This window comes from Streptomyces sp. NPDC016640 (assembly GCF_043076215.1).
Taxonomy (GTDB): domain Bacteria; phylum Actinomycetota; class Actinomycetes; order Streptomycetales; family Streptomycetaceae; genus Streptomyces.
Genome location: NZ_JBIBRG010000012.1, coordinates 184,411 through 198,157, shown reverse-complemented (window position 1 = coordinate 198,157; position 13,747 = coordinate 184,411). Strand labels below are relative to the sequence as shown.

The window sequence follows — 13,747 nt, the reverse complement described above, 5'->3', positions numbered from 1 at the left end:
TCCCGGGGGCCCGCCACTCCACTTCGAGCCGAGGGCTCAGAACAACATCATCTCGTTCTTCCGTTTCGCTTTGTTCCACGCCCGCCGTGCTCTGCGGCCCCGCGCGCCCCCGCCACGGCGGGTGATCCTCAGCTCGGGCGGGATGGACTCCTGGGTCGGTCGAAGCCCGTGCACGTCGGTCTCCCCGACCAGGTCCCTGAGGTGCCGCCGGGTCTCCTCGTCTGTGGAGTAGAGCACGGTCGCCCGGCTCGCCCGGGTCAGCAGCACGTGGTAGGCGTGGCGGACGCAGCGGGCGAAGTCGTCGTCGTCGAGGGTGCTCGTGCGGACCTTCGGATCGAGCGATCCTGGTTTCGCCACCCGCATCACCCCGGCGTCCGGGTCCTTGCGCTGCTTACCCCGCTGGAACACCCAGCGGTCGGTGCGCCAGACCATGTCATCGCCCATGATCACCCCACACCAGTCCCACTCGAGCCCCTGCGCCGTGTAGACACAGCCGATCTGCCCGATACCGGCATCGTGCACGGGCCAGATCCTCGACGGCGGCTCGCCGTTGGCACAGAAGGACTCGCTCGAAGCGTTCCACGGACGGTGCCAGTCACCGATGCGCACGTCGTCGACGAGGTTCTTGTCCTTGTCCGGCTTGCTCCAGGGCCAGCAGTACCCCGCCACCATTCGAGCGGTCGCACCGGCGTCGAACTCGGTGCGGACGATGCGCTCCATCTCGTCGGGCGTATCGACGACCTCGATGTGCATGAGCCCGTCCGGGACCCACTCGTGCGCCTCCTGCGGCGACACACCGAGCAGTGCCCGGACCCAGCGGATGTAGGCGTCACTGCCCCCGCACCGGTACTGCTCCACCAACCGGTAGTGACGGAAGACGGCGTCATGGCGTCGCGCGGCGTCCTCGATGAGTTCCGCCGTGCCCACCTCGTACGGGCGCACGGTCTGGGCCCCGTCGAGGAAGAAGACGGTCAGGCGGGACGCCTCGAGGAGTTCGTCCACCTGCGGCTTGGTGCCCCGCTTCTCCGCGGGCAGCCGCCAGTGCGTGGTCTTGTCCCGCAGCCGGTGCGCCTCGTCGCAGATCAGCACGTCAAGCGGTGGCTCGGGCGGGTTCACGAAGCTGCTGAAATACGCGAAGCGCTCACGGAACTCGGCTTCGGTGTATCCGACGTTCTCCTTGATCGCGGCGTTGAAAGCCCGCGATCCGCTCGCGTACTTCACCGTTCGGCCGGCGGCTTCGAGATCGGCTCGCAGCTGAAGCCCGATGGCACTCTTCCCGGTACCGGCTCCCCCGGTGACCAGGAAGACGGCGCGCTGCGGACGAGGGACGAGTGCTTCCCGGTCCGGTGCGTCCAAAATCAGTTCCGAGGCCTCGAGTACCTCGTCGGCGACCTTCTTCTGTCTGCCTCTCAGGGTGAAGACCGTGTCCTCACCGTTCGACTTGACCATGGCGTCGAGCAGCGGTGTGTTGCGGAGGTTCATCCGGTGCAGGATGTACTCGGCCGCCGAGTAGTCGTCCTCGTCGGTGAAGTGGCGCTGCAGATCCTTGAGGAGCCTGGCCCGGGTGTCGCTCGTGTACGTGCGGGCGTAGGGCCCCGTGGGTGCGTCGACACCGAGCAGTGGCCGGACGGACTCGTCCGTGGCGTTGTGCAGGTAGGCGAATCCGCCGCATTCGAACTGCAATCCGTTCAGCGGGCCGGTGGGCCCGGTGAACAGCGCGTGGTACTCACCGAGCTGAAGGGCAGGGTGGATGACGGGATCCTCGATACCCGGTACGTACACGAGGTCGGCCGTCGCGGCCTCCACCCTCGTCACCGACGACCATTGCTTCAGCTCGACGAGCTGCACGGAGAGGGTGCCCTCCGCGGGATGCCTGCCCACGAGGACCACATCGATCTGGCCGTGTGTTCTCGCCGCCCCTTCGGAGGCTTCCACGGTGGGCGAGCACTCGACGATCATCTCGACGTTGCCGCGTTCGGCAGCGACCAGGTCTTCCGCCAGCGAGACGAGGCTGCGCGCCCACGCGGAGCGCTCGCCGTCGGAGGAATCGCCCCGCTGGAAGTGCACCCAGCGGGCCGCCAAGTGGGGCACCAGGCGGTGCCGGGCGTTCAGAGCAAGCAGGTCCCGTGCCGCTAATCGCAGCAGGAGCATGGACACGAGGAGAATCCCCCAGAGCACGAGTGACTCGTGCGGGTGGGGGCGTGTCCATGCAGGAAGCCCGTCGGGCCGCGACCGGTATGGGTGATCTTAAACAGGCACCGGCTCGTCACGGGGACGCCGAACGCCATTCGGCCTGTTCAATGGAATGGTGTGGCCGATTCACGACAAGCGCCATCGTCCGGCCATGCGCTTCTGGCCACCGTCACACGACAGACAAGTGACGCGCTGAACTCCCCGCGAGTTCCCTCAGCTTCGCTCGCGTCTCCGGGTCGGTCGAGTACACGACCGTGCCGACCATGCCCCGGGTCAGCAGCACCTTGTAGGTGTTGCGGATCAGGCGGTCGACGTCGGCGTCCGGGGTGGACCGCTTGAAGACCGGGTCCTTGGAGGCCGTACGGTCCGTGACCCAGCGGTCCCCGCGCCAGAGCAGGTCGGGGCCGATGATCACGCCGGACCAGTCGTACTCGAAGCCCTGGGCGGTGTAGACGCAGCCGACCTGGCCGAAGCCGGCCGGGTCGGTGGCCCACAGGGCGGCCGGGGGTGCTCCGGAGACGGAGCGGTCGCCGCGCAGGTTCCAGGGTCGGGCCCAGTCGCCGATGACGACATCGGGGGGAAGGGGGTCTCCGGGTTTGGGTTCCGGGGACCAGCGCCAGCAGTAGCCGGCGGACATGCGGGCGCCGTAGCCCTGGGCCCGGCGGGCCTCCAGGAACGCCTCCATCTCCTGCGGGCTGTCGGCGACCAGGAGATGCATACGGCCGTCGGGTTCCCAGGTCACCGGTCCGCCGGACTCCAGTCCGAGGAGCCGGACCACCCAGCGCAGATAGGCATCGCTGCCGCCGCAACGGAACTGGCTGTCCAGGGGCACGACGTGGCATGGAATGTCCCGCTTCGCCGCCGCCTCCTTGATGTCGGCCACGGTGCCCATCTCGCCGGGGCGCACGACCTGGTGCTCGTCGAGGAAGAAGACGGGCACGTAGGCGACGTCGATGAGCTCGTCGATCTGCGCCCTGCCGGTCCGGTGCTCGGCACGGGTGTAGCGGTTGGCCGAGGTCTCCCGGATGCGGTGTGCCTCGTCGCAGATCAGGGCGCCCAGGCTGTTCTTCTCGGCGGTCATGAAGCTGTTGAAGTACTTGAACAGGTCCTGCACTTCGCGCTTGCGGGCCCCGGCGATCTTCCGCATCGTCTTGGTGAACGACTGCGAGCCGGTGGCGTGCAGCGCCGGGATTCCGCGCCGGTACAGCTCGCCGAGCAGTTGGAGGGCGATCACGCTTTTGCCGGTGCCGGGGCCGCCCGTGACGATGACGACCTCCTTGCGGTCGGCGTGCTTCGCCTTCCGCACCGCGTTGAGGACCATGCGGTAGGCGACCTGCTGTTCGTCGAGGAGCACGAACTGCGTTCGTTCCCGCACCTCTTCTGCGGCCACGGACATCAGCTGCTTCGACGGTACGGCGGCGCCGTCGCGCAGTTCGTCCGCCGCGCGCGCCCCCGGGTGCTTGTCGCTCAGCCTGGTACGGAGGTGGTCCAGGAAGGCGCCACGGCGTTCCCCGGTGAAGAGCAGACCGTGACCGTCACGCTCGATCTCCCGCAGGCCGGTCACGCCGAACTCGGTGGCGTTGTGAAGGAACGCCACCCCGTTGACCCGGTGCCCGTGTTCGGACACCGCCCCGTTGAAGTTGACGAGGTACTCGCAGTAGCGGCGTACCTGCTCGATCGGGTTGAGGACCGGGTGGGTGTAGGCGTCGACGTGGCACAGGGTGGGGTCGTCCTCGTGAGGGAGGGCCTGGCTCCACTGCTTGAGCTCCACCACGACGTACGACGGCTCACCCGTGGCCGGGTGCACGCCGGCCAGGACGACGTCGGCGCGCTTGCTGTTCAGCGGGAGCGCGTACTCCAGCATCATCTCCACGTCGCCGAGGCCCGCGTCGTTGAGCGCGGCGGCCAGGACGGGGATGCTGCGCTCCCAGGAGCGCGCCTCCGAGGTTCCGGGCCGGTAGCCGTGCATGTGGACGAAGTTCTCGGTGAGGTGCAGGAACAGCGAACCGTCGAGCGCCATGACGGCGACCGTCTTCGCGGACGCGCGGAACAACAAGGACTTCCCCCAGGCAGCACGAAGTGACTCGTGCGGGTGGGGGCATGTCCTTCGAGACTCCACCGGGGTGGAGCGGAAGCCCGTCGGGCCGCGTTGACGATGCATCCGAGATTACCTGGCACCACTGACGACTGCGCGGGTAGCCGAAGCAGGAGGAGCGCGCGGTGCGGTTGACCGAGAGGGGCGGGCGGCCGACTACGGACCGGGGATCGCGCGGTACCGGGCCAGGAACGTCCCCCCGTAGGGTGCGACTTCCGCAAGAGCGGCGATATGTCATAAAGTCCCCGCTGCCTGCAAACGCTGTGTTCTTCTATGCGTCAAGTCACGGCCCCCACAGGGCCGTTCATCATCCCTGGAGTTACACGTGATCACTCTGACGCCGACGGAACGCGACGTCCACCGTGTCCTGAGCACCCGCGCCCGTGAGGCCGATCCGGCGAAGCCGCGCGAGGCGTGTCTGACCTACAAGGAACTCGGACTGCTCATCGATCCGGAGGGCGAGAACACAGGGATGAGCCGACCGCCTTTCCGCACCTTGTTCCCGGCTCTGGGCAACATCAGCAGGTACGAGGTGGAGCACGGCAGGCCCATGCTGTCAGCGCTGGTGGTGGCGCAGGAGTCACGGGTGCCCGGTCCGGGGTTCGCCGAGCTGGCCCGGCAGCTTCAGCTTCCCGTGGGCGACGAGGACACGTACTGGGACGAAGAACTGGACGCGGTGATCCGCTTCTGGTCCGCTCACGATCCGGTGCTTCTCCTGGATGCCGCCGTCGACCGGCTGACGGCCCAGCTGGACGACATCAAGGCTGCGATTCATCGGTTGGGCAACGCCTGACACCACTCACCAGCTGGTACAGCTCAGGCCTACGGGTCCGGGTTCGACCCGTTCGAGGGCTGGACGTGCCTTGTCGACCCGCAGGGCGGCGCACTCCCTTCTCCCTGTCTGAGGGAACTGCGCATCGGGCACGTCCGACCCGTTGAAGCGATGGTGACCGATGCCGCTCACGATCACGGCCCGGCCTCCCGCCGCAGGCGGTACACGACGGCCGGGCCGTCCCGGTACCTCTACGCGAGGGCGTTGACGTAGCCGTCGGTCAGGCAGGGCAGGCGGACGCAGGCCGTATCGAACGGTGCGCGGGGCGAGCCGGCAGTGAGCGCCTGCTCGCCCCGGACCCGTCAGCCCTTCTGCTCCACCCGCACCCAGTCCACCTCCGCCCGTACTCCCCCGGCCGCGATGCGGTCCACGCTCGACTGCGGGAGGCCCCAGTACGGGGTCGTGACCTTGTTCCAGCCCGCGGGGTAGGCGCCGCCGAGGGCGAGGTTGAGGATCACGTACTGGTTGTGGTCGAAGACCCACTGGCCGCGGGTGGATTCGAGCTTGTTGCGGGTGGTCTCCTGGACCAGGCGGTCGTCGACGTAGAAGCGCATGCCGGTCGGCGTCCACTCCACCGCGTAGGTGTGCCACTGGTCGGCGCGGCCGCCGTTCGGGTAGGTCTGGCGGGCTCCGATGTTGCCGTCGGCCGAGTAGCCGGGGCCGTGCAGGGCGGTGCTGGTCCAGTCGCCGTAGCCGATGTTCTCCATGATGTCGGTCTCGCCGGAGGACGGCCAGGAGACGGCGGGGTCGTCGACGTTGCTGCCGAGGAGCCAGAAGGCGGGCCAGAAGCCGTCGCCGACCGGGAGTTTCATGCGGGCGCTGACCCGGCCGTAGGTGAAGTCGAACCTGGTGTTGGTGTCGATGCGGCCGGAGGTGAAGTCGTAGGTGCCGCCGCCCGCCCGGGTGCAGCCCTTGCAGTGCTTGGCCGCCAGGACCAGGTTGCCGTTCTCCTGGCGGATGTTGTCCGTGGAGTCGACGTAGGCCTGGGACTCGCCGTTGACGGAGCCCATCTCGGTTCCGGTGCGGACCACGCGCCACTTGGAGCGGTCCAGGGACGGGGTCGTGAAGTCGTCGAAGAACGTGGTGCGGTAGGCGCCCGGCTGGTCGGCCGGGAGCGCCGGGTACGCCGCCGTCGCGCTGCCTCCGGTGCCCCAGACCTGGAACTCGTAGAGCGAGTAACCGAACTGGGCCGTGGCGGGGGCCGGGTTGTGGAAGGAGCGGCGTTCCTTGCCGAGCATGCGGACGTAGCGGCCGGTGACCGGTTGCGGGAGTCTCACCGAGTCGTGCAGGCCCACCGCGTCCCCGGGGGACTTGACGTTCGCGCGGCGGGAGGCGACTTCGGAGGCGGAGGGGCGGTACACCGTGCGCCAGGTGCGGTTGTCGTCGGAGACCTGGAGTTCGTAGTCGACGGCGAACGCCGCCTCCCAGTACAGGTCGACCGTGTCGATGGTCGAGCGTGCGCCGAGGTCGACGGAGACCCAGCGGTCGGCGTTCCAGTCGCTGGACCAGCGGGACTGGTCCGCCTTCAGGTCGGCCGGCCAGCCGCCGTCGGTCACGAACGCCGGGGAGTTGCCCGCGTGCTGGTAGAAGTTGGCGTAGGCCGGGTGGTTCAGGGCCAGGTTGGCGCGGGTGGTGGAGGCGGGGGCGGGTTCACCGCCGTAGACCTTGAAGGAGTAGAGGGAGTAGCCCCAGGCGGTGGCGCGTTCCACGCCGCGCATGCGGACGTAGCGGGCCGTGACCTCCTGGGGGTAGGTGTGTGCCGTGACCGAGCCCCCGGTGCCGGCTGTTTCCGTGAAGAAGGGGGTCCAGTCCGTGCCGTTCCCCGAGGCCTCGAGGACGTAGCGCTTGCCGTGGGCGGCCTCCCAGTCCAGGACGACGCGGTCGACGCGGATCGTCGAGCCGAGGTCGACGCGGATCCAGGCGTTGTCGGCGAATTCGCTGGACCAGCGGGTGCTGCCGTTGCCGTCGAAGGCGGCGCCGGGGGCCACGCCCGCGTTCTCGCTGCCGGAGGCGGTGACGCCGGCCGGGTTCGCGGCGTACGCGGCTGCCGCGCGGTCGGTGTCCCAGGCGGCCGCCGCCGCGGCGGGGGCGGGGGCGGGAGCGGCAAAGGCGGGGCCCGCCGTGAGGACGGCCGCCGTGGCGACGGCGGTCAGGAGGATGCGGGGGGTACGGGTTGGCATGCGGCTCTCCTTGGGGAGGGTGGGGCGCCGGTTCCCCGTAACGGGTGACGAGAGGGCGGTGCATGTGTTGCGTGCATATGTTGCGTTCATGTCATTCATGCGGTGCCGTGCGAGCGGTCCCGGCGGGCGCGGGGTGACTGCCGCGCCCGCCGGTCACGTGGTGGTGTCAGGCCGCCCGCCGCGCCCGGTCCGCGTGGCCGCGGATGATCTCCGCGTACCGGTGACCGGAGCCCTTGATGGTGCGCGCCTGGGTGGCGTAGTCGACGTGGACGAGGCCGAAGCGCTTGTCGTAGCCGTACGCCCACTCGAAGTTGTCCAGCAGCGACCAGGCGAAGTAGCCGGCCAGCGGGGCGCCCTTGCGGGCGGCGGAGGCGCAGGCGGCCAGGTGGCTCGCCAGGTAGTCCTGGCGTTCCGGGTCGTCGATCGTGCCGTCCGGGCGGACGGTGTCGGGGAAGGACGAGCCGTTCTCGGTGACGTACAGCCTGCGCGCCCCGTAGTCGTCGGTCAGGCGCAGCAGCAGGTCCTCGATGCCGCTCGCGTCGACCTCCCAGTCCATGCCGGTGCGCGGGACGCCGTCGCGGCGGACGGTGCGGACGCGGGGCGCCGGTCCGGTGGGGTCGTCCGCGACGGTCTGCGGGAAGTAGTAGTTCAGGCCCAGCCAGTCGAGTTCGGCGCCGATGAGGTTCATGTCGCCCGCTCGTTCGGGGAGTTCGACGCCGTAGACCTCGCGCATGTCCGCCGGGAAACCGCGGCCGTGTACCGGGTCGAGCCACCAGCGGTTGGTGTGGCCGTCCATGCGGCGGGCGGCTGCCAGGTCCTCCTCCCGGTCGCTGGCCGCGTGGATGGTGGAGAGGTTGTTGACGATGCCGACCCGGGCGTTCGGGGCGGCAGCGCGGATCGCCCGCATTCCCAGACCGTGGGCGAGGAGCAGGTGGTAGGAGGCGCGGACGGCCGCCGTCAGGTCGGTCAGGCCCGGGGCCATGACGCCGTCGAGGTGGCCGATCCAGGCCGAGCACAAGGGCTCGTTGAGGGTGGCCCAGTGGGTGACGCGGTCGCCGAGGCGTTCGGCGACGACCGAGGCGTACGCCGCGAAGTGCTCGGCGGTGTCACGCGACTGCCAGCCGGCGTGCCGGTCCTGGAGCACCTGCGGGAGGTCCCAGTGGTAGAGGGTCACGGACGGGGTGATGCCGGCTTCCAGGAGGCCGTCGACCAGCTCGTCGTAGAAGGCCAGGCCCTTCTCGTTCACCGCGCCGTCGCCGCCGGGCACCACGCGCGGCCAGGCGATCGACAGGCGGTAGGCGTTGGTGCCGAGCCGGCGCATCAGGGCGATGTCCTCGCGCCAGCGGTGGTAGTGATCGCAGGCGACGTCGCCGTGGTCGTTGTTGTCGATCTTCCCCGGCGTGTGGGAGAAGGTGTCCCAGATCGACGGTGCACGGCCGTCCTCCGCCACGGCTCCCTCGATCTGGTACGCCGATGTGGCCGTGCCCCACAGGAAGTCGTGCGGGAGTGCGGCGAAGTCGATGCTCACGTAGGTCCTTTCGTTGACAGGGGTGTCGGTCACTTGACGGCGCCCGCCGTCAGACCGGCGACCAGGTAGCGCTGGAGGAGCAGGAAGCCGGCCACCACGGGGACGCTCACCACCAGCGACGCGGCCATGATCTGGTTCCAGTACACGTCGTTCTGGGTGGAGTAGCCCTGGAGGCCGACCGCGAGGGTGCGGGTGGTGTCGTTGGTCATCACCGAGGCGAACAGGACCTCGCCCCAGGCGGTCATGAAGGCGTAGACGGCGACCGCGACGATGCCGGGGACCGCCGCCGGGACCACGACCCGGAACAGCGCCCTGAGCGGGCCGCAGCCGTCGACCAGGGCCGCCTCGTCCAGGTCGCGCGGCACCGAGTCGAAGTAGCCGATGAGCATCCAGATGGAGAACGGCAGGGAGAAGGTCAGATAGGTGAGGATCAGACCGCCGCGGGAGCCGAACAGGGCGATGCCGGTGGTGTTGCCGATGTTGACGTAGATGAGGAACAGCGGCAGCAGGAAGAGGATGCCCGGGAACATCTGCGTCGACAGGACCGTCACCGAGAAGACCCGCTTGCCCCGGAAGTCGTAGCGGCTGACCGCGTAGGCGGCGAAGACCGCGATGACGACCGAGCAGACCGTCGCCGCGCCCGCCACGATGAGGGAGTTCACGAAGTACTTCGCCAGCGGGACCGTGGACCAGATGTCGATGTACGGGCGGATCGTCAGGCCGGTGGGCAGCCAGCGGAACTCGCCGGTGACGTCCTCCAGCGGTTTGAGGGAGCTGGAGACCATGACGTACACCGGCAGCAGGACGAAGCCGGTGAGCAGGGTGAGGAAGACGCGGCGCGTCCAGAGGAAGGAGGGCGGTACGGCCATCGGGGAGCGCGGGGCGCCGGCCGTCCGCGACGGGGGTGCGGTCGTCGTCCTAGGCACGGGCGGACCTCCGTCCACGTGAGGTCAGAAACAGGTAGACGCCCGTCACCAGCAGCAGGAAGAGCAGCAGCAGGACGGACATGGCGGATCCGGCGCCGAAGTTCCAGGTGACGAACGACGACTGGTAGATGTGGATCGAGACCAGGTCGGCGGCCTCCGGGGCCGACTTGCCGAACAGGACGTAGGGCGTGTTGAAGTCGTTGAACGTCCACAGGAACAGGACCAGGACCAGGACCTGGTTGACCGGGCGCAGGGACGGCAGGGTGATGCGGCGGATCTGCTGCCAGACGCCGGCGCCGTCCAGGGACGCGGCCTCGTACAGCTCCTTGGGGATGTTCTGCAGTCCGGCCATGACGATGAGGAAGGCGAACGGCCAGCCCTTCCAGACCGACACGACGAGCAGCGCGATGAAGCTGTTGTCGCCGATCAGCCAGAAGGAGGGCTTGTCGGTGAGGCCGAGCTGGTCGTGCAGGACGTGGTTCACCAGGCCGTTGTCGTGCTGGAACATGAACGCCCAGGTGATGACGGCCGCGTAGACCGGCAGGGCGTAGGGGACCAGGAAGAGCGCGCGGAGCAGGCCGCGGCCGCGGAAGGTGTCCTGCATGCAGATCGCCGCCGCGGTGCCGATGAACCAGCACAGGCCCACGGAGAGCAGCGTGAAGGCGCAGGTGACGAGGAAGGAGTGGAGCAGCGCCTCGCCGACGGGGGCGTCGAAGTCCACCGACATGCGGTAGTTGTCGAGGGCGGTCCACGGAGCGGTGGTCCAGTCGCGGATGTAGAACTGGGTGAGCTCCTTGAAGCTCATCACGATGCCGATGACCATCGGCACCAGGTGGACGAGGAGTTCGAGCAGCAGGGCCGGCAGGAGCAGCAGGTAGGGCAGTCCGATGCGGCGGATCCGCCCGGTGCGGCGGCCGGAACCGCGCGCCGCACCGGGGGGGTTCTTGCCGACCGTCCGCTCGCCCGGACCCGCCGGGGCGGTCGTGGTGGTCATGGCGATGTCCGTGTCGTGTCGGTGACGGTGTCGGTGGGGGCGCTCACTTCGTCGGCATCTGCTGCTGGGCCTTGGCGAGTTTGGCCTTCACCGACGCGGTGGTCACCGGGCGGCCGGCGGCGGCGTCGGCGAACAGTTCCTTGACCGCCGTGCCGACCGCCGTCTCGAACTGCGACTCGTCGGGCACCTGGGGCAGCGCGGCGGCGCTGGTGGTGAGGGTCTCGCGCAGCACGGCGGTGGCCTGGCCGTTGAACGCCGGGTCGGACTGGGCTGCCTTGACCGGCGGGATGGAGCCGTAGGCCTTGTTGAGGATCTTCTGCTCGGCGTCGCTGGTCATGAACTTCACGAACTCGGTGGCGCCGTCGACGTTGTCGGTGTTCTTGAAGACGGCCATGTTGATGCCGGCGACCATCGAGTTGGTGTTCTCGCCGGCGCCGGGCGCGCCGGACGGGACGGGCGCGGGGGCGACGCCCCACTCGTCGTCCTTCATGCCCATGCCCTTGAAGGTGGCCGAGGCGGTCTGCCAGAGCACCATCGCGGTCTTGCCCTTGGCGAAGTCGCCGAGGGACTGGTTCTGGGCGTACTCGGCGTTGCCCGGGGCGATGATCTTGTCCTTGGCCATCAGGTCGACGTACTGCTTGACCGCGGCGACCGCGCCGTCGGAGGTGAAGTCGGGCTTGCCGTCGGCGGTGAAGAAGTCGGCGCCGTGCTGCTTGGCGAGGACGAAGACCTGGTGGATGTTGTTCGAGAGGTTGGAGCCCTCGGCGCCCAGGCCCCACTTGCCGTCCTTGGCGAGCTTCTTGCCGGTCTCGACCAGCTCGTCCCAGGTGGCGGGCGGCTCGGAGATGCCCGCGTCGGCGAACATCGTCTTGTTGTAGTAGAGGGCGTACGCCATCGAGTACAGCGGCACCGCGGCCGGGTCCTGGCCCTCCACACCGGTCGAGCCGAGCGCGGACTCCACGAAGCGGTCCTTGCCGCCGATCCTGTCGAAGTTCTTCGCGTCCCAGGGCAGCAGGGCGCCGGTGGCCTGGAGGGAGGCGCTCCAGGTGTTGCCGATGTTGAGGACGTCGGGGCCCTGGCCGGAGGTGGTGGCGGTGAGGATGCGGTTGAGGAGGTCGGACCAGGGCACGACCTCCAGCTTCACCTTGATGCCGGTCTCCTTCTCGAACTTGTCGAGTTCGGGCTGGAGGACCTTCCTGTCGACCTCGACGCTGGCGCCCTGGTTGGAGGCCCAGTAGGTGAGTTCCTTGGGCGAGTCGTTCGATCCGCCGCCCGAGGAAGAACCCCCTCCGCAGGCCGAGACGGCGAGAGCGAGAGACATGGTGACGGCGCCTACGGCTGCGGCTCGGATGCTGCGCATGGCTTCTGGGTCCCTTTCCGGGAGGCGAGAAGTCGGAGGCCGGCTTCCGGAAACGACACCCCGTCCGCGCCCCGAAGCCCCTCATGGCTTAATTTAGGACGTGAGTTAAACCTCAAGAGAAGCGAGCGTCAAGATGTCCCGCACGGTCGGTCGCCGGCCGGGAGCCACGGAGGAGGGGGCCGGTGCCCGCACGGATCCGGCGCACCGTCCGTGACCTGCGGCGGGAGAACCGCACCGCGGTTGTGCAACGGTTGTGTTTCGACGGCCTGATGAGCAGGACCGCCCCGGGTCCGGCCGCGGGACCGGGTTCGTCGGGCCGCCCGGCGGTGGCGGCAGCCGGGGCGGCGGCTACGCGGAGTCCCGTACCACCAGCTCCGGATCGAAGATCACCGAGGTCGGCTCGCCGCGCCCGCCCCTGATGTGGTCGTCGAGGAGGCCGGACATCGTGGCCGCCATCTCCTCCACCGGCTGCCGGACCGTGGTCAGCCGGGGCCGGCAGGTGACGGCGACGCTGGAGTCGTCGAAACCGACGACCGCGACGTCCTCCGGCACCCGGCGCCCGTGGTCGCGCAGCACCTGGATGGCGCCCTGGGCCATCAGGTCGTTGGCGGTGAACACCCCGTCCAGGTCCGGGTGTCCGGCGATCAGGGACGTCATCGCCGCCATGCCGCTGTCGACCGTGAAGCCGCCCTCGGCCACCGGCACACAAGGGCTTCCGTGCCGGGCCAGGGTGTCCCGGAATCCGGCCAGGCGCTCCTGGCTCGCGGCGACGGCGAGCGGACCGGCGACGGTCACGATCCGGCGGCAGCCGCGGGCCAGCAGGTGCTCGGCGGCGAGCCGGCCGCCCTCGCGGTGGGCGAGGTCGACGTAGCTGAGCGGCACCGGACGCCCGGGCCGGGCGAACAGCACCGCGGGCAGCCGGGCGGCGGCGAGCAGCGTGGGCAGCGGGTCGTCGGGGTGGGTCGACACGACGAGCGCGCCGTCCGCACCGCCCTGCCGGAGGTACGTCACGACCTCCTGCCGGGTCTCGGGGGTCTCCGCGAACATCAGCACCGGATGCATGGAGCGCGGCCGCAGATGGCCGACCACGCCGCCGATCACACGGCCGAAGAACGGGTCGGCGAACACCCGGGTGGCGAAGGCGATCTGCTCCCGGTTCGGCTGCTCCCGGTCCGGCTGCCGCCGGTCCGGTTGCTCCCCGGCCGCCCGTTCCGCATGCGGCCGCCCCGGAGCCGGCCGCTCCGGAGCCGGCTGAAGCCCGACCGCCTGTCGGCGGTCCTGTCGTCGGTCCCGTCGCCGGCCCTCTCGTCGCCCGTGCGGCTGCCGTCCGTCCGCCTGCCGCCCCTCCGCCTCCTTGCCCGGGTCGGCGCCGTCCCCCGCGCCGGAGACCACCAGCGCCACCGTCGTGGTGCGCCGGGTGACCAGTTGTCTGGCGGCCTGGTTGGGGGCGTAGCCGGTCCGCTCGATGGCCCGGCGGACCAGGTCCTGGATGGCGGGATCCACGTTGCGGACGCCGTTGACCACCCGGGACACGGTGGCCCGGGAGACGCCGGCCTCCCGGGCCACGTCCTCCAGGGTCGGGGCCTGTCTGCTCATGCCCCGCACCTTAACCGGCGGGCCCGCCCCGAGGTAGAGCGCT

9 protein-coding genes are annotated in these 13,747 nt (G+C 69.7%); 1 reads left to right on the top strand and 8 read right to left on the bottom strand.

Translation table 11 applies throughout. The features are described from left to right. Positions 1 to 36: 36 nt before the first annotated feature. Both ACF07S_RS24340 and ACF07S_RS24335 read right to left on the bottom strand, forming a co-directional pair. On the bottom strand, positions 37 to 2,151 hold the full coding sequence (locus ACF07S_RS24340; RefSeq protein ID WP_391975131.1) for a DUF2075 domain-containing protein: 2,115 nt from the start codon (positions 2,149 to 2,151) through the stop codon (positions 37 to 39). A 211-nt stretch (positions 2,152 to 2,362) separates the two neighbouring features. After that, positions 2,363 to 4,249 (bottom strand): DNA/RNA helicase domain-containing protein, encoded by a 1,887-nt coding sequence (locus tag ACF07S_RS24335; protein WP_391975084.1) that lies wholly within the window; start codon positions 4,247 to 4,249, stop codon positions 2,363 to 2,365. A 364-nt stretch (positions 4,250 to 4,613) separates the two neighbouring features. Here ACF07S_RS24335 and ACF07S_RS24330 point away from each other — a divergent pair, with 364 nt between their 5' ends. After that, on the top strand, positions 4,614 to 5,081 hold the full coding sequence (locus ACF07S_RS24330; RefSeq protein ID WP_391975083.1) for a hypothetical protein: 468 nt from the start codon (positions 4,614 to 4,616) through the stop codon (positions 5,079 to 5,081). A 341-nt stretch (positions 5,082 to 5,422) separates the two neighbouring features. Here the strand turns inward: ACF07S_RS24330 and ACF07S_RS24325 are convergent, their stop codons facing one another. From ACF07S_RS24325 to ACF07S_RS24300, 6 genes are all read right to left on the bottom strand, one after another. Beyond that, a complete protein-coding gene (locus ACF07S_RS24325; RefSeq protein ID WP_391965754.1) occupies positions 5,423 to 7,300 on the bottom strand; it encodes a discoidin domain-containing protein in 1,878 nt (625 codons plus the stop codon). Between the two features lie 166 nt (positions 7,301 to 7,466). Continuing rightward, positions 7,467 to 8,828: a GH1 family beta-glucosidase gene (locus ACF07S_RS24320; protein WP_391975082.1), complete on the bottom strand. Its 1,362-nt coding sequence runs from the start codon at positions 8,826 to 8,828 to the stop codon at positions 7,467 to 7,469. A gap of 29 nt (positions 8,829 to 8,857) precedes the next feature. Then, positions 8,858 to 9,697: a carbohydrate ABC transporter permease gene (locus tag ACF07S_RS24315; RefSeq protein WP_391975130.1), complete on the bottom strand. Its 840-nt coding sequence runs from the start codon at positions 9,695 to 9,697 to the stop codon at positions 8,858 to 8,860. Between the two features lie 49 nt (positions 9,698 to 9,746). Next, positions 9,747 to 10,748: a carbohydrate ABC transporter permease gene (locus ACF07S_RS24310; protein ID WP_391965752.1), complete on the bottom strand. Its 1,002-nt coding sequence runs from the start codon at positions 10,746 to 10,748 to the stop codon at positions 9,747 to 9,749. Between the two features lie 43 nt (positions 10,749 to 10,791). Further along, entirely contained in the window at positions 10,792 to 12,108 is a 1,317-nt protein-coding gene (locus ACF07S_RS24305; RefSeq protein WP_391975081.1) for an ABC transporter substrate-binding protein, read from the bottom strand. A gap of 348 nt (positions 12,109 to 12,456) precedes the next feature. Next, on the bottom strand, positions 12,457 to 13,704 hold the full coding sequence (locus ACF07S_RS24300) for a LacI family DNA-binding transcriptional regulator (protein ID WP_391975080.1): 1,248 nt from the start codon (positions 13,702 to 13,704) through the stop codon (positions 12,457 to 12,459). Between the last annotated feature and the right edge of the window lie 43 nt (positions 13,705 to 13,747).

Excerpts from the sequence above, each read along its gene's own strand:
- ACF07S_RS24315 (WP_391975130.1), bottom strand. The coding sequence starts at position 9,697 with ATGGCCGTACCGCCCTCCTTCCTCTGGACGCGCCGCGTCTTCCTCACC.
- ACF07S_RS24325 (WP_391965754.1), bottom strand. The coding sequence starts at position 7,300 with ATGCCAACCCGTACCCCCCGCATCCTCCTGACCGCCGTCGCCACGGCG.
- ACF07S_RS24310 (WP_391965752.1), bottom strand. The coding sequence starts at position 10,748 with ATGACCACCACGACCGCCCCGGCGGGTCCGGGCGAGCGGACGGTCGGC.
- ACF07S_RS24300 (WP_391975080.1), bottom strand. The coding sequence starts at position 13,704 with ATGAGCAGACAGGCCCCGACCCTGGAGGACGTGGCCCGGGAGGCCGGC.
- ACF07S_RS24305 (WP_391975081.1), bottom strand. The coding sequence starts at position 12,108 with ATGCGCAGCATCCGAGCCGCAGCCGTAGGCGCCGTCACCATGTCTCTC.
- ACF07S_RS24340 (WP_391975131.1), bottom strand. The coding sequence starts at position 2,151 with ATGCTCCTGCTGCGATTAGCGGCACGGGACCTGCTTGCTCTGAACGCC.